At 64.3% G+C, this 18,904-nt stretch carries 19 protein-coding genes; 5 read left to right on the top strand and 14 right to left on the bottom strand.

Translation table 11 applies throughout. From position 1 onward, the window contains the following. Positions 1-7 precede the first annotated feature (7 nt). The 3 genes from AT395_RS19675 to AT395_RS19665 all read right to left on the bottom strand — a co-directional run bounded on the left by AT395_RS19675 (position 8) and on the right by AT395_RS19665 (position 2,149). Positions 8-736 (bottom strand): flagellar type III secretion system pore protein FliP, encoded by a 729-nt coding sequence (locus AT395_RS19675; protein ID WP_042118037.1) that lies wholly within the window; start codon positions 734-736, stop codon positions 8-10. 89 nt (positions 737-825) lie between these two features. Continuing rightward, entirely contained in the window at positions 826-1,287 is a 462-nt protein-coding gene (locus AT395_RS19670; protein WP_162597722.1) for a FliM/FliN family flagellar motor switch protein, read from the bottom strand. 7 nt (positions 1,288-1,294) lie between these two features. Then, positions 1,295-2,149: a hypothetical protein gene (locus AT395_RS19665; RefSeq protein WP_125347603.1), complete on the bottom strand. Its 855-nt coding sequence runs from the start codon at positions 2,147-2,149 to the stop codon at positions 1,295-1,297. Positions 2,150-2,361: 212 nt separating this feature from the next. Between AT395_RS19665 and fliE the strand changes: the two genes are divergently transcribed. After that, the gene (gene fliE / locus AT395_RS19660; RefSeq protein WP_053086365.1) at positions 2,362-2,694 is read left to right on the top strand and encodes a flagellar hook-basal body complex protein FliE; all 333 of its coding nucleotides are present in this window, start codon (positions 2,362-2,364) and stop codon (positions 2,692-2,694) included. 84 nt (positions 2,695-2,778) lie between these two features. On the opposite strand, the gene AT395_RS19655 is transcribed toward fliE, so the two are convergent. The 6 genes from AT395_RS19655 to AT395_RS19630 form a co-directional block, all read right to left on the bottom strand. Further along, complete coding sequence (locus AT395_RS19655) at positions 2,779-4,437, bottom strand: ABC transporter permease (protein ID WP_042114844.1); 1,659 nt, start codon at positions 4,435-4,437, stop codon at positions 2,779-2,781. A gap of 2 nt (positions 4,438-4,439) precedes the next feature. After that, on the bottom strand, positions 4,440-5,411 hold the full coding sequence (locus tag AT395_RS19650; protein WP_042114845.1) for an ABC transporter substrate-binding protein: 972 nt from the start codon (positions 5,409-5,411) through the stop codon (positions 4,440-4,442). 6 nt (positions 5,412-5,417) lie between these two features. After that, a complete protein-coding gene (locus tag AT395_RS19645) occupies positions 5,418-6,128 on the bottom strand; it encodes an ABC transporter ATP-binding protein (RefSeq protein WP_082117807.1) in 711 nt (236 codons plus the stop codon). Then, a complete protein-coding gene (locus tag AT395_RS19640; RefSeq protein WP_042114846.1) occupies positions 6,128-7,258 on the bottom strand; it encodes a porin in 1,131 nt (376 codons plus the stop codon). The genes AT395_RS19645 and AT395_RS19640 overlap by 1 nt, the downstream gene beginning before the upstream one ends. A 192-nt stretch (positions 7,259-7,450) precedes the next feature. After that, on the bottom strand, positions 7,451-8,752 hold the full coding sequence (locus tag AT395_RS19635; RefSeq protein WP_048628918.1) for an ATP-binding protein: 1,302 nt from the start codon (positions 8,750-8,752) through the stop codon (positions 7,451-7,453). Between the two features lie 3 nt (positions 8,753-8,755). After that, positions 8,756-9,460, bottom strand: a complete 705-nt coding sequence (locus AT395_RS19630) for a response regulator (RefSeq protein WP_042114849.1) — start codon at positions 9,458-9,460, stop codon at positions 8,756-8,758. Between the two features lie 253 nt (positions 9,461-9,713). Between AT395_RS19630 and AT395_RS19625 the strand changes: the two genes are divergently transcribed. Together AT395_RS19625 and AT395_RS19620 are read left to right on the top strand one after the other, a co-directional pair. Further along, the gene (locus tag AT395_RS19625) at positions 9,714-10,589 is read left to right on the top strand and encodes a MipA/OmpV family protein (RefSeq protein ID WP_048628919.1); all 876 of its coding nucleotides are present in this window, start codon (positions 9,714-9,716) and stop codon (positions 10,587-10,589) included. A 40-nt stretch (positions 10,590-10,629) separates the two neighbouring features. Next, positions 10,630-11,736: an SDR family oxidoreductase gene (locus AT395_RS19620; protein ID WP_048628920.1), complete on the top strand. Its 1,107-nt coding sequence runs from the start codon at positions 10,630-10,632 to the stop codon at positions 11,734-11,736. A gap of 85 nt (positions 11,737-11,821) precedes the next feature. Here AT395_RS19620 and AT395_RS19615 read toward each other — a convergent pair whose 3' ends face one another. From AT395_RS19615 to AT395_RS19605, 3 genes are all read right to left on the bottom strand, one after another. Further along, positions 11,822-12,730, bottom strand: coding sequence for a LysR family transcriptional regulator (locus AT395_RS19615; RefSeq protein WP_048628921.1), 909 nt, complete (start codon positions 12,728-12,730; stop codon positions 11,822-11,824). A 45-nt stretch (positions 12,731-12,775) separates the two neighbouring features. After that, the gene (locus tag AT395_RS19610) at positions 12,776-13,729 is read right to left on the bottom strand and encodes a carbohydrate kinase family protein (RefSeq protein ID WP_042114853.1); all 954 of its coding nucleotides are present in this window, start codon (positions 13,727-13,729) and stop codon (positions 12,776-12,778) included. Positions 13,730-13,862: 133 nt separating this feature from the next. After that, on the bottom strand, positions 13,863-14,645 hold the full coding sequence (locus AT395_RS19605; RefSeq protein WP_082164776.1) for a sulfite exporter TauE/SafE family protein: 783 nt from the start codon (positions 14,643-14,645) through the stop codon (positions 13,863-13,865). A 136-nt stretch (positions 14,646-14,781) separates the two neighbouring features. Here AT395_RS19605 and AT395_RS19600 point away from each other — a divergent pair, with 136 nt between their 5' ends. Further along, entirely contained in the window at positions 14,782-15,732 is a 951-nt protein-coding gene (locus AT395_RS19600; RefSeq protein ID WP_231606120.1) for a LysR family transcriptional regulator, read from the top strand. A gap of 204 nt (positions 15,733-15,936) precedes the next feature. Then, a complete protein-coding gene (locus AT395_RS19595; RefSeq protein ID WP_042114855.1) occupies positions 15,937-17,349 on the top strand; it encodes a methyl-accepting chemotaxis protein in 1,413 nt (470 codons plus the stop codon). Positions 17,350-17,446: 97 nt separating this feature from the next. Here AT395_RS19595 and AT395_RS19590 read toward each other — a convergent pair whose 3' ends face one another. Continuing rightward, entirely contained in the window at positions 17,447-17,749 is a 303-nt protein-coding gene (locus tag AT395_RS19590) for a hypothetical protein (protein ID WP_172417111.1), read from the bottom strand. A 557-nt stretch (positions 17,750-18,306) separates the two neighbouring features. After that, positions 18,307-18,897, bottom strand: coding sequence for a hypothetical protein (locus AT395_RS19585; RefSeq protein WP_042114860.1), 591 nt, complete (start codon positions 18,895-18,897; stop codon positions 18,307-18,309). Positions 18,898-18,904: the final 7 nt, after the last annotated feature.

Below are 18,904 nucleotides of genomic sequence, written 5' to 3'. Positions count from 1 at the left end.
GTTCTCCTCAGACGGCCTGCACGCTGGAAACCAACGTGCTGACGGTGAGCGTCCAGCCGTCGATCAGGACGAACAGCAAGAGCTTGAGCGGCAGGGAGACGACCAGAGGCGAGAGCATCATCATGCCCATCGCCATGAGCACCGAGGCCACGACCAGATCGATCACGAGAAACGGCACGAAGAGCATGGCGCCGACTTGAAACGCCGTTTTGAGTTCGCTCAGCAGGAAGGCCGACGCTTTCACCAGAAAACTGTGCGCTTGCGGCTCGGCAACGTCGGTCTCGCCGGTCAGGCGAGCCATCAGGTCGAGCGACGACTGACGGGTCTGCGCGAGCATGAAGCGCGAGAGCGGTGCTTCGCCGGCACGGATCGCTTCAGTCAGCGTGATCCGGTTTTCGTCGTAAGGCACCACTGCCTGTGTCCAGATCGCCTCGCCCACCGGACGCATGACGAGCAGGCTGAGTAACAGCGCCATGCCGGTCAGCACACGCGCGGGCAGCCCCTGTTGAAGACCGAGCGCCTGGCGCAGCAGCGCAAGAATGATGGCGAAACGCACGAACGTCGTCATCACCATCAGCATCATGGGCAGCAGGCCCAGCAGCGTCATCAGAATGAGCAACTGGGTCTTGACGGTGAAATCGGTGGTGCCGCCCTGTGAGCGCAGGCGCATCAGGTCGCTGGCCTCGTCGGCGCGCGCGCCCGTGGCGAACAGGGCGAGGCCGATCGCCAGAATCATGAGAACGAAGGTCTCCGAGGCGCACAACGGAAAGCTGTGCGACCCGAGCGTGCGCACCAGCCGCTGGCGCAAGAACTGTAGCGCAGCTTTCATTGCGCCAGACGATCCAGCTCGAGCGCATCGAGCGTGAGGATCTTCAGTCCGTATTGCGTGCCGGAGGCCACCACCTCGGCGAGACCCACCGGCACGCCGTTGACCAGCACGGCGAGCGGGGCACCTGCGGCGCGATCGAGGCTTAGCACGTCGTCGGCGCGCAGGGCGGCAAGTTCACCGAGCGTGAGGCGCGTCGCACCGACCTCGAGCGTGAGTTTCACCGGCACGCGGCGCAATGTCTCACGCATGGCCAGCGGTACTGGCGCCGTGCCGGCTTGCGACGCAGGGGCCGACGCCGTGGTGGGGTCGCCGACCTTGCCGAGCCAGTCGCCGGAGAGATCTTGCGAGAGATCGTCCAGCGCAGGCAGATCGTCGAAGTGCGCGTCCGGGCGCAGGTCGGGCGTGTCGGCCGTGCCCGGCGTCTGGCCGGCGGGATCGTGGGGGAGTTGCGTGGTCATGGGCATCTTACTCAAGGGTTTGGAAGTGCGTGAGGCACAAGTGCGCGTCGCGCTCGATGATGTCGGCGCTCATCAGCGGGGCGTTATCTACGCAGACGAGGGCGCGTTGCACGAAACGCACGGGCAGTACGTCGCCCGGTTGCGCGTCGAGCAGGGCGCCGAGCGACAGGTCGATATCGAGCCAATGCGCGCTCAGACGTACCGGAATCGTGGCGATATCGCACGCGGGCCGGGTGTGTTGTGCGGCGCGTTCGCTCGTGTTGGGGCCCAGCATCGTGAGCCAGCGGCGTGCGTCTTCTGCGGCGAGCCGGAACGTGACGGTGCCCAGCGGAGTGTTACCGGCGCGATCCGCAATGCGCGCGCCGATCCACAGCGACGCCGGCGTCAGTCGCGGATCGAGGTCGATCGTCTCGACATCGGCCGGAGCCGGGGCCATCTCGGACGACACGGCATGGCGCAGGGCGTCGAGCATTTGCCTCGCAAAGCGGGTGACAAAGCGTTCGTACGTCGCCGCAGGCGGCGCCGCGTGTCTGGCGGGCGGCCCGACGAAGTCGTCCGCGTCGTAGCGCAGACGGAAGGCGTCGCGCAGCAGGCCGGCGTCCAGCGCCACATCAATGCAATGACCATCGACCCGAAAACGCTGCACGACGACATCAGCCGTGTCCGGAGCGTTGGCGCTCACCGACATGGCGGCGACACGCCACGCCATAGCATGGCGATGACGGACGTGCTGCGGCAATTGGACATCGAGACGCGAGCGCAGCCGCTCGGTCAGAGGATCGAGGAGCTGCGTCGGCTGTCCGAGCCGGCACGGATCGAGTGCCCGGATCGCGCCGGGCATAGGCGCGTGCATAGTGTTCATGTGATAAGTAGACGGTTCGCAGCGCTTCTGCGCGGAGGGAAGTTCGCATCCTAAAGGCGTCGATCGCCCTTGTTGATGGGGAATCACTCAACTCCGTACCCTTTGGGGGATTGCCCAATCACGAGGGGGGCGGGTGTGCGTAAAGTGCGGAGTCATACCGGTGCCGCTGCGGGCTAGGCAGGCACACGTTCAAACACGTTACGGAGATCCGAATGCCTGTCTCGATGGAACAGTCGCTGATGACTGAAATGCGTCGCATGCAAGCGACGCAACGCGAACTGAATATGGCCGCTGGTGTGCGCGAGGCCGAGCCTGCACTGGCAGGCCCCTCGGGCAAGCCCGATTTCAGCGCGATGCTGCGCGGGGTCGATGCCGCTCAGCGCGACGCGGGCGACCGTATGAAGGCCGTCGATCTGGGCAAGAGCAACGATCTGACCGGTGCGATGCTGGCAAGCGCGCAGGCCGACCTGTCGTTTTCCATGCTGATGCGCACGCGCGACAAGGTGGTAGGCGCGGTGGAAGAGTTGGTGCGCATGCCGTTCTGAGCGGCATGCGCGTGGTGGCGATGTGGGAGAGAACGTCGCGCCCGGACCCTGGCAACAGGTTGAGCCGGGCGCGAACGGATGGCGTTAGCCGTTCGCCGGTTTGCCGTTGAGCTTCGACGCCAGCGCGAGCAGGATGCCGCTTACCGTCATCGACACGACTCCCATCGCCATGCCTTGCCCGATGGAGCCTTGCTCGAACTGACGCCACACGAAGATCGAGACCGTCTGCACGCCGCTGGGGGCCAGCAGCAACGAGGTGACCAATTCGCGCGAGGCGATGGCGAACACGATCATCAGCGACGCGCCAAGGGCCGGCATCACAAGCGGCAGCGTGATGCGGCGCAGCGCCACACTGGCGGGTGCACCGTGTACGCGTGCGGCGGCTTCGAGCGAGGCGGCTGTCTGACGTAAGGCGGCGCTCGTGTATCGCACCGGGTAGGGCAGCAGCAGGCAGCTATACGACAGCAGCAGAATGCCCCATGTGTTGTACGGTGTCGCCGGCCAGAACGGCAGGTTCCACGCGAGGATCAGGCCCACGCCGACAACGATGCCCGGCAACGCGTGCGGTAGCAACGACAAGCCGTCGATCAGAACACGTCCGCGCATCGTCGACTTCACGACACACCACGCACACAAAAACCCCAGTACCCCGGTCACGAGCGATGTACCCAACGCCAGCGACAAGCTTGTCGCCAGCGCCTCGATCCCCTCTGCGCCCTGACCGAGCAGCGCCGCGAAGTGCGCCGTCGTCAGATTGGCGAAAGACAGGCCGCCCGAGAGGGTGCCCGAGAACGCCGTGGCCAGAATCGAGAACAGCGGTGCGGCCGTAGCCAACAGGGCAACGAGGCCGAAGCCACACAGCACTGGCACTTGCCACCGACCCAGCGCACGCGGCGGCGAGGCCACCGGCTTGCCCGTCTGTGTCTCGAAGTCCTTGCCTGCCGCCAACCGGTGCTGCAACACGAAGGCGAACAACGCGATCACCGCCAGCATGACCGACAGGATCGACGCGCCCGGCAGATCGATCGGCCAGTCGGCAAAGCGGCCTTCGATGGACGTCACCAGCACGGAGAAACCGGCTCGCGCGCCGAGTGCGGCGGGCGCACCGAATTCCTCGATGGCCATCGTGAACGCCAGCAGCAGACTGGCGGCGAATGCAGGCAGTGCCAGCGGCAAGGTCACGCGCACGAACGCACGCCATGCCGAGGCCCCATGCACGCGCGCGACATCGGCCAGACGCGAGCCCGTGGTGGCCAGCGCGCGAGAGACGGCGAAATACACGACGGGGAAGATATTGAGCGTCATCACGAAGACGAGGCCCGGTAGCGAGAACAGGAACTGTCCGGCATCGAGCCCGGCCAGCTGCTGGGCGTAACCGCCCGTTTGCAGCAACAGCATCCAGCCGAGTGCCGCGAGATACGGCGGCACGAGAAACGGCAACAGGAAGCACAGATCCCAGAGCCGGGCGCCCGGTACATGAAACAGACCGCGTACCGCGCCAAGCGCACCGCCGACGATTGCCGTACCCAGCGCCACCGAGAGTCCCAACCGCAACGTGTTGGTCACCAGCGGCAACGTGCTGTCATGCGACAGCGTGGGCCAGACAGCGGAGAAGGGCTCGGCGAACGAGCCCTGCGCGAGGTGCGGAAAGACCGCCTGCAACAGCACGAACGCGACCGGCAACGCCACCACGACGGCGAGGGCTGCAACCGTCGCCGCGGGGAGTAGTCGGAACGATTTCACCGTTAGTGCTGGCCGTTGAGTTTGGCGAAACGTGCCAGGACTTCGGCGCGCGAAGCGCTCGACGATTGTGCGTCGCCCTGCGGCAACAGACGCAGATCCTTGAACGAGGCGCGCTTGATCGCGATGTCCTCTCTCGCGGGGATCAGCCACGCCTCGGCCACCATCTGCTGACCTTCTTCCGAGAGCACGTAGTCGATGAACTGGCGCGCTTCGTTTTGCTGCTTCGACGTGTTCAGAATCATCATCGGACGCGGTGCGATGACCGTGCCGCTCGTCGGGAAGATGACCTTTACCGCTTCGCCGTTTGCCGCCGCCGCGTAGGCAACGTAATCGACCGCGCCGAACACGGCAGCCTTTGCGCCTTGCAGCACCGGATTGAGCGCCTGCGCGTTCGGGCCCGAGACCACCATGCCGTTGTGCCTGAGGTCGTCGAAGAGTTTCCACGCTTCACCGCCCAGACGCGCTTGCAGACCCAGCAACAGATCCGCCGAGGCGCCCGAGAGCGCCGGATCCGGCATCGTCACGAGATTGCGATAGGCCGGCTTGGTCAGGTCGCGCCAGTCATGGGGTTCGGGCGTGCCCGACTTGGCGTTCCACACGATGCCGAGCGCCGAGAGACCTTGCGCCACGTAATGCGGCGTCTTGAACGGCGCGGGCACGCGTGCGGCATTGGCGCTTTGAACGGGAGCGAGCCAGCCGCGCTTTTCGAGATCCTGCGCAGTGTCCCACGAAGCCGAGATGAGGACGTCGGCGCGCGGGTTGGCCTGTTCAGCCTCGATGCGCGCCATCACCTTGCCGGTCGTGGCTTGAAATACATCGACTTTGATACCGGTCTTCTTCTCGAAACCCGCAGCAAGTTTTTTGCTCAGGTTGCCGGGGCCGGCGGTATAGACGGTCAGCGCATGCGCGTGTTGCACGCCGGCGCTTGCAGCAAAGGCCATGGTGAGTGTCGCGATAATTTTGCGGTGGAACATTATGAGCTACCTCGTAATACGTTTGTCAACGCGCCCGTGGGCGAGGATCACGATCTGATCGGCCAGCGCCTCGGCTTCGTCACGGTCGTGGGTGACATAGACGGCGGTGGTGCCGAGACGCGAGAGCAGTGCGCCGATATCGGCGCACAAGCGCGTGCGAAGATCGCGGTCGAGGTTGGAGAGCGGTTCGTCGAACAGCAACAGACGCGGGGCCGAGACGATCGCGCGTGCGAGGGCAACGCGTTGCTGCTGGCCGCCCGAGAGCGCCTGCGGACGGCGTGCGCCGAGCCCGGCCAGACCGACCAACGAGAGCGCCTCTTCGACACGTTCGCCACGTTCTGCGCGTTTGATACCTCGCATCTCGAGCGGAAACGCCACGTTCGCAGCCACACTCATGTGCGGCCACAGCGCGTAGTCCTGGAACACCATGCCGAGCGAGCGTCGCTCGGGGGCATGGCAAACGCTGTCGCTGGCAACGACCGTGTCGTCGAAACGGATTTCGCCCCCGGTGGGGGCGAGCAGGCCGGCGAGCAATTTGAGCAGGGTGCTCTTGCCGCAGCCCGAGGGGCCGAGCAGGGCGGTCGTGGTACCGGCCGGAACATCGAGGTCGATACCGTCGAGTACGCGCGTTGCACCGAATGTCTGGTGTAACGCGCGCAGCGACAGCGACACGCCCGACGACACACCGCCCTGCGAAGCGCGAGTGTCGCTCGTCATCAGAACGTGTGCTTGATGCCGGCCATCGTACCGAACTGGTTCTTGCCGGCAACCACGTTGGTGCCGAAACCGTTCAGCCCGAGGTCGGACCCGTTGCGGTTCACGACATAGCCGAGGTTGACGTAGACATCGGTACGCTTCGAGAAGTTGTAGTCGGCGCTGACCTGGAACGACAGCGGGTCGCGGTTCGTGCCGTAGAAGTCCTGGTACATCGCCGTTGCCGACAGGTCGAGTGCCGGCGTGGCATGCCACGTCGTACCCAGCCAGTAGTAGCTCGACGCTTCCACCGGGCTCTTGTTCAGGGCCGAGAGGTGGATCGCCTTGGCATTCAGGTAGCGATAACCCACGTACAGATCCACACTTTGCAGCGAGTACTGCACAGCGGCGGCGATACGGCGATCGATGTTGCCTTCATAGCCGCCGACCTTCGAGGTCATGGCCGCATTGGGCAGCGTCGAGCCGCCGTTCTTCTGGTCGTAGGCGATCACGAACGACAGCGGGCCGTTGGCGTAACGCACGCCGGCGTCGATAACCTGGGCACGGCGATTGTCGCCCGGCGTGGCGCTGCCGAAGCTCACGTCGTCGTACCCCTTCGAGTACTGGACCATGCCTTCGAACGCGCCGAGCTTGCCGGTATAGCGCAGGCTGTTGTCGAGACGGTCGGAGAACGCCGTGTCCTGCATCTTGATGGCGTACACGGCATTGTTGAGCGGGTTGAACTTGCTCACCCAGTCAAGGAACACACCGCCCTGACGGCCGATTGTGAAGGTGCCGAACGAGCTGTTCGACAGGCCGACGTAGGCCAGACGCCCGAACTCGCGGCCGCCCTGAAGCGACTGACCGTTGCCGAGGTTGAAGCCGTTTTCGAGCAGGAACAGGGCCTTGTTGCCACCACCGAGGTCTTCGGTGCCCTTGATGCCCCAGCGCGAACCGGCGAGGTTGCCCGAGGTGAAGCGTGTCAGGTTGACGGTGTTGCCGGCGGCATTCTTGTCGGCATTGGTGAGGAATTCGACGCCCGAGTCGATCAGCCCGTAGAGCTGAACGTTAGACTGGGCCAGAGCGGGCATGGGCAGGCTGCTGGCGAACGCCAGGCAGCACCCCGCCGCCGCAATGCGGAAACTGGGTTTCATTACAAGGTCCTCTTTGGGATTAAATTGAGCTGCCAATGTAAGCGGCCAACATGTCGTGCGCATGACAATGCATCGTCATCCGAAGGCATCCGGCGCTATCCGAAAAGAGACACTGCAATGCAAACGGCCGGCGAATCGTTCGCCGGCCGCAAGGGGGGAGTCGGTCGTGGTGTGCCTGAGGGGCGCCCGGTGTCAGCCCGTGGCGGTGCCCGGGAGCGTGATGGTGAAGCGCGCGCCGCCCAGCGGCGACGTGTCGACGCCGACGTGCCCGCCATGCAGCAGCGCAATACGCCGCACGATGGCAAGCCCGAGACCGAAGCCGCCGGTCGCGCGGTTGCGACTGCTATCGAGCCGGTGGAAGGGCTCGAAGATGCGGACCCGCTCAGGCACGGGTACACCCTCGCCGTCGTCGTCCACGTAGATCATGACGCCGCCACCCTCACACGTTTTCGCCCCGCAGACAATGCGTCGCGCTGTATGCCGCATCGCGTTGTTGAGCAGGTTCTGCACGGCGCGCGCGAGCAGCTTGGGTTCGACTTCGACGCAATCTGCACCGGGTTCAGCGGCAATGTCGAGCGCAATCGAACGCGCGGCGAGCGCCTCGGTGCAATTCGCCGCAAGGCTATCGAACATCAGGCGCAGCGAGACGGCGTGACGCGCAGGCGGCACGCTGATCTGGTCCAGACGCGCGAGCGACAGTAGTTCGGTGACCAGTTCGTCGAGTTCGCGTATGTCGCCTTTGAGCGCATTGATGCGCTCAAAGGCGTCGCTTTCATGGCGGCGCTGCTGAAGAATTTCCAGTCCGAAATCGAGGCGTGCGATCGGTGTTCGCAATTCATGCGACACCGCGTTGATCATGTCTTTCTGTGCCTTGATGGAGCGATCGATACGTTCGGCCATCGTATTGAAAACGTGCACCAGCGAGCCGAGATTCGAGAAGCGAGAGACCTTCGCCCGCGAGTTGAAGTCGCCCTCGCCAAAGCGAATCGCGGCGCGATTGAGCGACTGCAAATCGGTCCAATACCATCGAACCCAGGTCAGCACGCCAATCAGCATGAGCAGTGCCAGCAGCGCGTAGGCGAGGTAGTTGATCTGCTTCACATTCAGGTCGGTGGCGCTCTCGTAGGCGAGCACCCAGTCGGAATCGCGCAATCGAACGGCGATGTGCTCGCCCTGAGTATCGTTCACGATCGGCAGCCCGGCTTCCAGTTGCGGCCGCGTATATTCGCGTTCGAGCTTGAAGCCCTTGAGCGGCACGATCTCCATCTTGTCTTTGCCCTTGCTCTGGAATTCTGCGATGAACGCGGGCCACTTCGACTCGGGGATTTTTCCGAGGGATTCGTTGATGAGCCACACGTACGCGCCCAACTGCGTTTGCGTGGAGCGGTTCATGAGGTCGTAGAACAGATAGCCGAAGGTGTGCTGAATCAGAAGAATGGCGGCCACCAGCGAGATGCCGACCAGCAGGTACAACTTCAAAAGAACGCGAAACATGGCTCAGCTCTCCCAGGCCGACGGGCTGAACAGATAGCCGCGTCCCCAGACGGTTTTGATACGTTGCGGTTCACCGTCGGTGTCCTCGAAGCGTTTGCGCAGGCGGTAAATGCCCACATCGACCGTACGGTCGATACCGTCGAACTCGATGCCGCGCAACTGTTGCAGGATTTCGTCGCGCGTGACCACGCGCCCGGCGCCGCGCGCCAGAATCAGCAGCAGGCTGAACTCGTTGGACTTCAATTCAACGGGCGCGCCGCGCCAGAACACCATGCGATCGCGCGGCACAATGCGCAACAGGCCGAACGCCAGCCCGTCGTCGCCCGCGACTTCCGCGTCGGCGCTCGGTATGGCACGCCGTAACAGCGCCCGCAGCCGCGCGAGCAACAGGCGCGGCTCGACCGGCTTCACGACGTAATCGTCAGCGCCGACCTCCAGACCGGCGACCTGATCGTAAGTGTCTTCGCGCGCCGTGAGAATGAGAATCGGCGTGGCGCTCACTGCGCGCAACTGGCGGCAGATTTCCATGCCGTCCATGCCGGGCAGCATCAGATCGAGCACCACGATATCGGGCGAAAACGCGCGAAAGCGATCCAGCGCGCGTGCGCCATTCGCAACGACCATCACTTCAAAGCGATAGGCGTGCAGGTATTCCGTGACAAGCGCAGCCAGCCGCGCATCGTCTTCGACAAGCAAGACACGGTACATGGCCGTATTCCTTTCCTGTTGTGCCGTGCCGCACACGGTGGGCGGCACTCCCGTGATGCGCATTCTAATGCCCCGAAGCCCACGCCGGGCGGGCGTTTTAAACCTGCGAACAAATGAAAACATTTGTTCACAACTCTCCTAAATCAGGTAACAGCTACGCGCTCGCTTCCCGCCTACCATGCGTTCACCTTGCGATCCATCCGCAGGTCGCAATTCCCCAACAATAGAAACGCCTCGTACTTGTAGGAGTGCCATGAAAAGCCGCGACTCACGCTATCCCCACCGCATTCGTCATTTTCCCCGCCTCGCGGCCAGTGCCGCAGGCTTGCTGCTGGCCGGTGCCGCCTCGCACGCATTTGCCGTCGAGCCCGCCCGCTACAGTGGCATTCAGCCTGACCAGAGTCTGCCGACGAACGCACCGGAAAGCGGCTATGAATTCACGATCGGCGGTGGTGTCGGCTACTCGCCGCGCTACATGGGCAGTGACGAATATCGCGCCACGCCGGCCCTGAACCTCGCACTGCAAACGCCCTATGGCGTGTTTGTCGGTCTGGGCGGCATCGGCTATCGACTTCAATTGCCTGCGGGCTTCTTCGTATCGGCGGCGCTCTCGTACGACGGCGGACGTAAAGACCGGGCCAAGGGGCTTGACTCCGGCTCGGACAAGTTGCGCGGCATGGGCGACATCAAGGGCTCGGTCTTCACCACGCTGCAAGCCGGTTACGCCATTGGCGATCTGGCCGTGGTGAGTGTGGCGACGGATGTGCCGCTGTCCAATCGCGATCGCGGCAACGTATACCGCTTCGCCGTGGACAGCGTGCTTTTCAAGTCGGCCGCGGACTCGGTCGGCGTGGGCGCCACAGCGCACTTTGCCAGCGGTAAGTATGCACAGACCTATTTCGGTGTGACCGCCGATCAGAGTCTGAATTCGGGCTATCGCCAATACGCGGCAGGTGGCGGCTTGTACGGGGTGAGCCTGACCGCGAACTGGACTCACAAATTCACCAAGCACTGGAGCACCACGGTGGCTGGCGGCGTCATGCGCTACACGGGCAATGCGTCGAAGAGCCCCATCGTATTCAACAAGACCAACTATCAGGTCGCCGCAACGCTCGACTACACGTTCTGACGAACGCGTCGCGGTTCCGTTTTTCTGCGAGGCTAATGCCATGCGAATTCTCGTCACCGGCAGTACCGGTTTTGTGGGGGGCGCGGTTGTCGCCCAGCTTCTCAAGGATGGATTCGGTCCGTCGTTGTTGCTGCTCGTGCGCTCGCGAACCAGCAGTGACGGTCTGGCCCGTGTGCGGGCCGCGATGGACCGTTTTCGCGTCGCGCCGGTGCATCGGCTCGCACTCAGCGAAGCGAACATCGTGTGCGGCGACCTTGCGCAGCCGGTCTCGTTCGAAGACGACCCGCGCATGCGCAGTGTCACGCATGTCATTCACGCCGGGGCAATTGCGACCTTCTCTGCGCATCCGCAACTCGACACCGTCAACGTGACCGGCACACTGGCGCTCGCCCGTGCGGTCGCGGCGTCGCCGGTGCTTGAGCGCTTCGTACATGTCGGCACGGCCATGGCCTGTGGCGATGCGCTCTCGGGGCTGGTGCGCGAGTCGCACGAACTGGCGCTCGCAGATCATCAGGTCGTGCCCTACACCGCGTCGAAGGCTGAGGCGGAGCGACGCCTGCGCCGCGAGTGGCCGGGCCTGCCGCTGGTGATTGCGAGGCCTTCCATTGTCGTGGGGCATACGCGCCTGGGTTGCGAGCCGTCTGGCAGCATCTTCTGGATGTTCCGCATGGTGCAGTTGCTCGGCGCATTCACTTGCAGTCTCGATGACCGGATCGATGTGGTGCCTGTCGACTTTTGCGCCGATGCACTGATCGATCTTGCCTTCCTGCCGCGCTTGCGTCACGACTTGTATCACGTGTCGGCAGGCGAGGGCAGCGCGCGAACCATTCGCCAGATCGAGGCGGCGCTGGCGAAGGCGCGCGGCGTAGCCCCGCTGGGCGAACGCTTCCGGCACATCGGTGAAGCGGAGATCGATCGCCTGACCCCGGCGCTGGCCCGTCAGCTAGGACATGGCAACAGCCGTTTGATGGCCAAGGCGTTGCGCCGGTATGGCGCATTCGCAGCGCTCGACTACGTGTTCGATAACCATCGTCTGATGGCCGAAGGCACCCCGCCGCCGCCGCCCATTACCGACTATCTGGAGGTGTGTGTGCGGTCTTCGGAAGCCACGTCGGTGGCGGAGCAAATGGCTTGGGATTTCAAATGAGGCCGTAGGAGATCGGCCTGACGCGCCGGTCCGGTGGGCGATGCGACGAGTGCCGCGCAGCGTACGATGGGGTCGCTGTCGCGTGTCACCGCACCGCAGCCGGATCGGCGGCGTCTCCCGGAAAGCACTGGGCGAGAAAGCGCTCTGTGGGGCGCGAGAGGGCGTCGGCGTGGGGGACGAGCGCAGTCAACAAACGCTTGAGACCGTGCGGCGGATCGATGCGCACCGAAACGAGCGCAGCGTCTTCATGACGCATTGACATCGCCGAGACGAAGCCCACGCCCATGCCGGCACGCACGGCTTCCTTGATACTCTCGACCCCCGCCAGTTCCAGCGCCACGCGCGGCGTGAGCCCCGCCACCGAGAACGCTCTGGCGACCAGCGCTCGTACCCCCGAGCCCGGTTCGCGCATGATCAACGGGTAGTCGGCGATGGCCTGCAACGACGCCCCTTCCGGGGCTTTCGTCAGCGGATGGTCGACACGCGCAATCGCCACGACTTCGTCGTCGCGCCACGGCCGCACGGCGATCTCCGGCGACAAGCCCGGCGGCACGGCCCCCTCGATGAAGGCAACGTCCAGACGGTCGAGCTGCGCCACGATTTCGCTGGTGTTGCCGTCGACGATATGCAAGGCGACAGCGGGGTAGCGCTGATGGAATTCCGCGATCACGTAGGGCAGGAGATAGCTGGCCGGCGTTGTGCTCGCGCCAATGCGCAGCGCGCCGGTTTCCATGCCGCGCAGGCTGTCGCGCAGGGCGAGTGCCTGACGGTAATCCTGCCGCAGTTTGTTCGCGTACACCGCGACCTGCTCGCCCACGGCCGTGAGGCGAATGCCGCGTCCGTCGCGCCGGTACAACGGCTCGCCAAACGATTCCTGCAACAAACGGAGTTGTCCGGAAACCGCAGGTTGCGACAGATGCAGCGCCTGTGCCGCGTGGCTGATATTGCCCAGTTCGGCGACCGTCGCGAAGGTCAGCAATTGGTCCGGCGTCATCTCGAATTTATCGGCTATGGTGATGATTGACTGTCATCATAGCCATTATTTGGATGATTGACCTGACGTTCCATCCACGAGGCGAGTGGCGACGAGGCCTTCCACTGCCTGCCAGTCGGGTGCGTAGGCACCCGTGCGCGTGCAGGCGAGGGCTGCGGCGGCGGCCGCGCGGCGCAGGTGACTGGCAAGCGAAGCCTCGGGATCGCGCGACAGACTGGCCAGCCAGCCACCGATGGCGGCGTCGCCTGCGCCGACCGTATCGGCTACGTCGACGGAGTATGCCGGTTGAGTTAGCGCCGTGCCGTCGGGCAGCAGTAATCGCATGCCGTTTGCGCCGTCCGTGAGTAATACCGATGCTTGCGGCGCGATACGACGCACGTTTGCCAGTGCATCGTCATCGGTCCGCGCAGGGTACAGCCCGCGCAGGTCTTCCACCGAGAGCTTGAGCCATGTCGCGAGCTTCGCCATTTGCGTGAAGGTGGCGAAATAGTCGGGGCCCATCAGATTGCGCAGATTCGGATCGAAGCTGATGGCGACGCCGCGCGCATGCAACTGCGCGGCCAACGACAGCAACCTGCCCGCCAGCGGCGCTCTCACAAGACTGATGCAGCCGAAGTGCGCGACACGCGCGGCGTTCTGCCAGCCGGAGGGTAGGGCATCGGGATCGAAGGCGAGATCGGCGGCGCCCGTGCCGAGAAAGAAGTACGCGGGCGGATCGTGACGATGCACGACGGCCACGAGCGGCGGGGCGTCGACCGGTTGCAGGTATCGTTCGTCCAGACCTGCCGCGCGGGAAAGGGCAAGCAATTCGGTGCCGAAGGGCGCATGCGTGCTGATCGCGCCGCCGTAACCTGTTGCCACGCCCATGGCGGCGCTCACCCGCGCGACATTCCAGCACGCACCCCCCGCGCGCGTCACCCACTGGCGGCCATCGCCGCCGGGTCGGCGAATCAGATCGGTGAGGGCTTCGCCGAAGACGAGCAGGGCGGGCAGCGACATGGGAGGAGGGCCATACAGGGCCATACAGAGCCGTATAGAGTTGCGTACGGCTGTCAGCATACCCGCTTGCCGGTGCGCGCTGTGTTGGGGGGAATCGACATGACCTCGATATCCGCCGTAACGGCGCTTGGCGCTATCGGCTGCGCATCAGCAGCGCGATCCCCGCCGCCAGTACGACAAGATTGACCGCTTTCACAAACTGCAGGCGTGAGAGGCGCAAGGTAATGTGCTTGCCGAGCCACATCCCGGCGATCATCGCCGGGATCAATGACGCCGCCGTCACCAGCATCGGCAGATTGGCGTAGACGCCGGCAAACAGGAACAGCATGGCGCGCGCCAGAGTACTGAAGCCGATCAGCGTGGCCTGCGTGACCCGCATCGCCTCGACCCGCTCCAGGGGACTCGTCAGATAGATCGCAAAGATGAAGCCGCCGCTGCCGAACATCGCGCCGAACATGCCGCCCAGCGCCCCGAACGGCACCGCCCATGCCTGTGACAGACGCGATTTCGCACGCGGCCCGATCAGCGAGAACACGGCGTATCCGCAGATGAACCACGCCAGCGCGCGCAATAGAACCTCGGGCTGCAATGTCAGCAACAGCGCGGTGCCCGCAAGACTCCCGGCGACGATCGACGGCACCAGACGACGCAACTCGCCGATGTCGGCGGCGCGGGCATTGCGCACGACATTGCCCGAGGCCGCGCTGAAGTCGAGCAGGGCCAGCATCGGCACGATCTGGGCGACGGGCATCGCATAGGCAAGCACAGGGCTGGCGACGAGCGCCGTGCCGAAGCCCGCGACGCCGAAGATCACATAGGCGACGACAAGGGCGGCACTCATCAGTAGCCAGTGGCCGGGGGTGGGGAGTGCGGCGGCAAGTGTGTCGAGTAGCGGCGCAGACAACGTCGAGAGCATGATGGCAGGCGTAGTGGGACGAGAGCGAAGCGGGCGAGAAGAACGCACATGGCGTTTGCAGGTTTTCCGCCAGCATAGGGCCGTGTGCCGGGGCCGCGCCAATATAGAATGTGGCGATATTCGATCTCGAAACGGCATGGTTATGGTGTCGCTGCGGCAGTTGCGGTATTTCCTGGAAGTGGTCGACGCCGGTGGTTTCAGCGCGGCGGCCGAACGTTTGTTCGTCGCGCAATCGGCGCTGAGCCGCCAGATATCGGAGCTTGAGCGCGAATTGCAGGCGGTGTTGCTCGAGCGCTCGTCCAAGGGCGTAACGCTCACGCCTGCGGGGCGCACATTCGTCAACGAGGCGCGGCGGGTGCTCACCGAACTTGAAGGCTCGGTGGCCCTCACGCGCAGTGTGGCGCGTGGCGAGCAGGGCACGGTACGGCTGGCGCATTCGAGTTCGGTTCCGTTTGCCGGGGCGTTGCCCGCCGCCTTGTTTGCCCATCTTCAGGCACACCCCGGCGTGAGTGTTGATGTCTCCACGCTGTCCTCCGAACAGCAACAAGACGAAATCGAAGCCGGCCGCATCGATCTGGGGCTGGTGCGCCTGCCAGTGCTTCGTCCCGCGGCGTCGCTCGTGTGCGACACCCTCGCAACGGAGCGCTTGCTGTTGCTCGTCCCGCCGGGTCACGTGCTGGCGGGCGAGGCGTCGGTGAGCGTGGCGGCGCTGGCGGCCGAGCCGTTTGTCTCGCTGCCGCATCGGGAACGCGGCGGATTGAGTTATCGCGTTGCGCAGTTATGCCAACAGCACGGCTTCTTTCCGAAGGCTGCCGTGGCAACGTCGCGCAAGGCGACGCTTGTGAACCTGGTAGCAGCGGGATTCGGCGTGGCTATCGTGCCGGAGAGCCTTGCTGCCATGGCAGGGCCGGAGGTAAGGCGCGTGACGCTCGACGACGCCAACGCCGACAGCGAAATCGCGTTGCTGCATCGCCGCGATGCCAGTGGGCTGGTCGTTGCGGTGGGCGAAGCGATGCGCGCCGCGATAGGCGCGGCGGCCTCGTCAGGCCGCTCAGCGCTCAGTAAGTCACGCGTAAGCCGTGCGTGAGAGGGTGGCCCCATAAAGTCGAAAGTGCGGGCGGCGGCAAGGGGTGCGACAAGCGAAGAAACCCTCAAGTCGGCCGTTTTTTCTCCCGTTATACTTTTCGACACATCAGCGTGCGGCGCGAGCGTCTTCCCGGCGTTTTTGGCAGTTCCGGCGGATGTCGCGCCCTCGTCATAACAAGCAGATCAGAATGCGAGGAGACTGACGATGGGGCTATTCACGCGCACAAGGGGAGCAGCGAAGACCGTCGCTATCATGAACGAGGTGGCCACCAATGCGGGCACCCTCGGCGTGGAGTTGTGCGATATCGCCGGTAACGTCGACGAAATCGCCGTTCGAATCAAGCGGCAGGCCGAAGTGTTTCAGGAGCTTCGCCGGGCCGCCGCCGACACCAGCGAAGGGAATCAGCGGATCGCGAGCGCTGCCCGCGAGGCACGCGATGTGGCCGATCGTGCGAGCGCGGAAATCTCCGCGTCGCGCAACACGGCAGACGCATCGCTGGCTTCCATTCACGGCTTGGTGGAGGGCGTATCCGGCATGGCCGGCGAGATCGCCGGGCTGCGAGACGCACTCGATCATGTGGGGAAAGTCGCCGAGGGGATTTCGGTGATCGCCCGTCAGACGAATCTGCTGGCGCTCAATGCCGCTATCGAAGCGGCTCGTGCAGGCGCGGCCGGGCGAAGCTTCGCGGTCGTTGCCACCGAAGTCAAATTGCTTGCCAGCAAGACGGCTGAGGCGACCCAGCAGATCGAGCACACACTCGCCGCGCTGGGGGAGCGCACCGAGCGTTTGATGCGCGAGAGCAATGCCAACGTTGCACGCGCCAACGATGCGCGCGAAGGCACCCGCGCCATTGCGAACGTGATCGAGACCGCCGGCTCGGCACTCGATACGTTCGATCGTCAGGCCGGCCAGATTGCCGAGGTCAGTGAAGCGATCGAGAACGAGTGCACGACGCTCGCCGCCCACGTCGATGAAATGGCAGACGGTGTCTCGCATTCGGCCGATCATGTCGAAAGCGCGCGCGAGCGCATCAACGGGCTGTTGTCTGTCTCGGAGCATTTGATCGGCCTGATCGCCGAGGCCGACGTCGAAACCGAAGACACGCCCTTCATTCGCGCCGTACGCCGCGCGGCCAAGCAAGTGGGGGAGAGTTTCGAGGCGGCGCTGGCCAAGGGAAAGATCAGCGAGCAGGAGCTGTTCGACCGTCGCTACGAACCGATTCCGGGGTCGAACCCGCAGCAGTTGATGGCGAGTTTCACCCGCTTTACCGACGAGACGCTGCCCGCCATTCAGGAGCCGTTGCTCGGACTCAACGAGCGAATCACGTTCTGCGCCGCCGTCGACGAAAACGGCTATCTGCCCACGCACAATCGAAAGTTCTCACAGTCGCCGACCAACGATCCGGTGTGGAACGCTGCGAACTGTCGTAATCGGCGTCTTTTCAACGACCGAACGGGCGCTGCGGCCGGACGCAATACCAAACCGCTGCTGCTCCAGACTTACCGGCGTGACATGGGTGGGGGCGAGTTCGTGGTGATGAAAGACGCGTCGGCACCGATCTATGTGAACGGGCGTCATTGGGGCGGTTTTCGCATTGCCTACCGGGTGGCGCGCTGAGCACGCGCTCGTCTTGTCCCCCTGAAAAGCAACGCGCCACGGACTTCGCAGTCGGTGGCGCGTTGTGCTTTCAGTGGCCGGGCTTGCCAGCCCTCAATCAATACCGGTACCAGCGGCCGTGACGCCAGTAACCGTGGCCGTAGTAGTACGGACGACCGTAATAAGCCGGCGGCGGTGGGCCATAGTAGACGGGCGCGGGGGCGACATAGACGGGCGGCGGTGCGACATAGACCGGCGGAGGCGGCGCCACGTACACCGGGGCCGGCCCATACACCGGGCCGGGGACGACCAGCGGCACCCCAATACCGATACCGACCGAGACGTGCGCCTGCGCCGTCCCGATCGCACCCGCGGCGAGCGCGATGCCGGCGATGGCAAGGGCGGCAAACTTGGTTTTCATGACATTTCTCCTGCGGACTTGGCAGCGTACTGATGACGGCACCCGAACGGCACCATGCCGTTCGACGCGCCAGGTGCCCACCGGCACCTTGGTTCGTCAGATTTCTTGACTTAACTTTACTGAAGTTCCGAAACGCAGGCGTGGCGCAATTGTTGCAAAGTATGCGCATTGACACGGCATAGGGAACGTTCGGGCGTAGAAAGGCGGCCGCCAAACGTGTGAATCAGGCCCCTATTCTATTCAGAATCAACGGTTTGCGCTCGTTTTGGTTGACGCGCCAGAGGGTGGCGTCCGCGCGTCGGCACGCGGTTTCGAGCGACACTTGTTACATTCATTTACATGACGCCGTGTGCGTGTGGCGCAAAAACAGCGGGCGGAAGCCGCTCTCACGGCATCCGCCCGCTGCCAGTGTCTCTCGTGTCGACGAGACACCTCCTCCTCCCTGCTAAACCGAATCGGCCCCCGCCGCGATGCTTGTTTTTGGGGAATCGCCCGGGTTATGGGGCGGGGCCGCCTATTGCCGGAAATTTGCCGGATGTGTGCCAGATGTGGCCCGGTTACTGGTGAAAGCGCGCCTTGGCGTCGGCCACACAGGCGTCCTTGCTGTTGCCGCTCAGGCTGTCGCAACGCTCGAGCGCGGCCTTGTATTGGGCCTTGTTCGCATCGGCGTTGGCGTCCTCGCGTGCGGCCATGGTGTCCTTCGACGATTCGCGGCTCGTGCGCATGACCTTGGCGTCGCCATAGGCCTTGGTCTTGGCGGCGTCGGCATCCTTGACGCAGACGTCCTTCTCGTTACCCTTCTTGTCGTCGCAGCGCAGCTTGGCCACGCTGTAATCGGCGTCGGCCTTCGCGATGGCGGCGTCGTAACGGGCCTTGGGCGTTTGCTTGTAGTCGGCTTCGGCGTTCGCCTTGGCAACCTTCTCGTTACCCTTGGCGTTCTCTACGCAAACTTTCTTCGCGTTGTCCTTGAGATCCTCGCAGCGCGCCACCGATGCCTTGTAGTCGGCCTCGGCAGATTTCTGCGCGGCGTCGTACCGATCCTTGGTGGCGGCGTCGGCCGCGTTGGCTACCGTTGTGCCCATCATTCCCGCAGCGCCTGCCGCGAGACAGGCGCAGGTGAGGAAGTTCATGGCGATTCGATGTGACATCTCAAAG

This window comes from Pandoraea apista (genome assembly GCF_001465595.2).
GTDB lineage: Bacteria > Pseudomonadota > Gammaproteobacteria > Burkholderiales > Burkholderiaceae > Pandoraea > Pandoraea apista.
The sequence above is the reverse complement of the archived record's forward strand: the minus strand, read 5'-3'. Positions and strand labels throughout refer to the sequence as shown.

Excerpts from the sequence above, each read along its gene's own strand:
- AT395_RS19590 (WP_172417111.1), bottom strand. The coding sequence starts at position 17,749 with ATGAAAACCAAGTTTGCCGCCCTTGCCATCGCCGGCATCGCGCTCGCC.
- AT395_RS19605 (WP_082164776.1), bottom strand. The coding sequence starts at position 14,645 with ATGCTCTCGACGTTGTCTGCGCCGCTACTCGACACACTTGCCGCCGCA.
- AT395_RS19600 (WP_231606120.1), top strand. The coding sequence starts at position 14,782 with ATGGTTATGGTGTCGCTGCGGCAGTTGCGGTATTTCCTGGAAGTGGTC.
- AT395_RS19640 (WP_042114846.1), bottom strand. The coding sequence starts at position 7,258 with ATGAAACCCAGTTTCCGCATTGCGGCGGCGGGGTGCTGCCTGGCGTTC.
- AT395_RS19665 (WP_125347603.1), bottom strand. The coding sequence starts at position 2,149 with ATGAACACTATGCACGCGCCTATGCCCGGCGCGATCCGGGCACTCGAT.
- AT395_RS19620 (WP_048628920.1), top strand. The coding sequence starts at position 10,630 with ATGCGAATTCTCGTCACCGGCAGTACCGGTTTTGTGGGGGGCGCGGTT.
- fliE (WP_053086365.1), top strand. The coding sequence starts at position 2,362 with ATGCCTGTCTCGATGGAACAGTCGCTGATGACTGAAATGCGTCGCATG.
- AT395_RS19595 (WP_042114855.1), top strand. The coding sequence starts at position 15,937 with ATGGGGCTATTCACGCGCACAAGGGGAGCAGCGAAGACCGTCGCTATC.
- AT395_RS19630 (WP_042114849.1), bottom strand. The coding sequence starts at position 9,460 with ATGTACCGTGTCTTGCTTGTCGAAGACGATGCGCGGCTGGCTGCGCTT.
- AT395_RS19610 (WP_042114853.1), bottom strand. The coding sequence starts at position 13,729 with ATGTCGCTGCCCGCCCTGCTCGTCTTCGGCGAAGCCCTCACCGATCTG.
- AT395_RS19615 (WP_048628921.1), bottom strand. The coding sequence starts at position 12,730 with ATGACGCCGGACCAATTGCTGACCTTCGCGACGGTCGCCGAACTGGGC.
- AT395_RS19585 (WP_042114860.1), bottom strand. The coding sequence starts at position 18,897 with ATGTCACATCGAATCGCCATGAACTTCCTCACCTGCGCCTGTCTCGCG.
- AT395_RS19675 (WP_042118037.1), bottom strand. The coding sequence starts at position 736 with ATGATTCTGGCGATCGGCCTCGCCCTGTTCGCCACGGGCGCGCGCGCC.
- AT395_RS19645 (WP_082117807.1), bottom strand. The coding sequence starts at position 6,128 with ATGACGAGCGACACTCGCGCTTCGCAGGGCGGTGTGTCGTCGGGCGTG.
- AT395_RS19670 (WP_162597722.1), bottom strand. The coding sequence starts at position 1,287 with ATGACCACGCAACTCCCCCACGATCCCGCCGGCCAGACGCCGGGCACG.
- AT395_RS19625 (WP_048628919.1), top strand. The coding sequence starts at position 9,714 with ATGAAAAGCCGCGACTCACGCTATCCCCACCGCATTCGTCATTTTCCC.
- AT395_RS19650 (WP_042114845.1), bottom strand. The coding sequence starts at position 5,411 with ATGTTCCACCGCAAAATTATCGCGACACTCACCATGGCCTTTGCTGCA.
- AT395_RS19635 (WP_048628918.1), bottom strand. The coding sequence starts at position 8,752 with ATGTTTCGCGTTCTTTTGAAGTTGTACCTGCTGGTCGGCATCTCGCTG.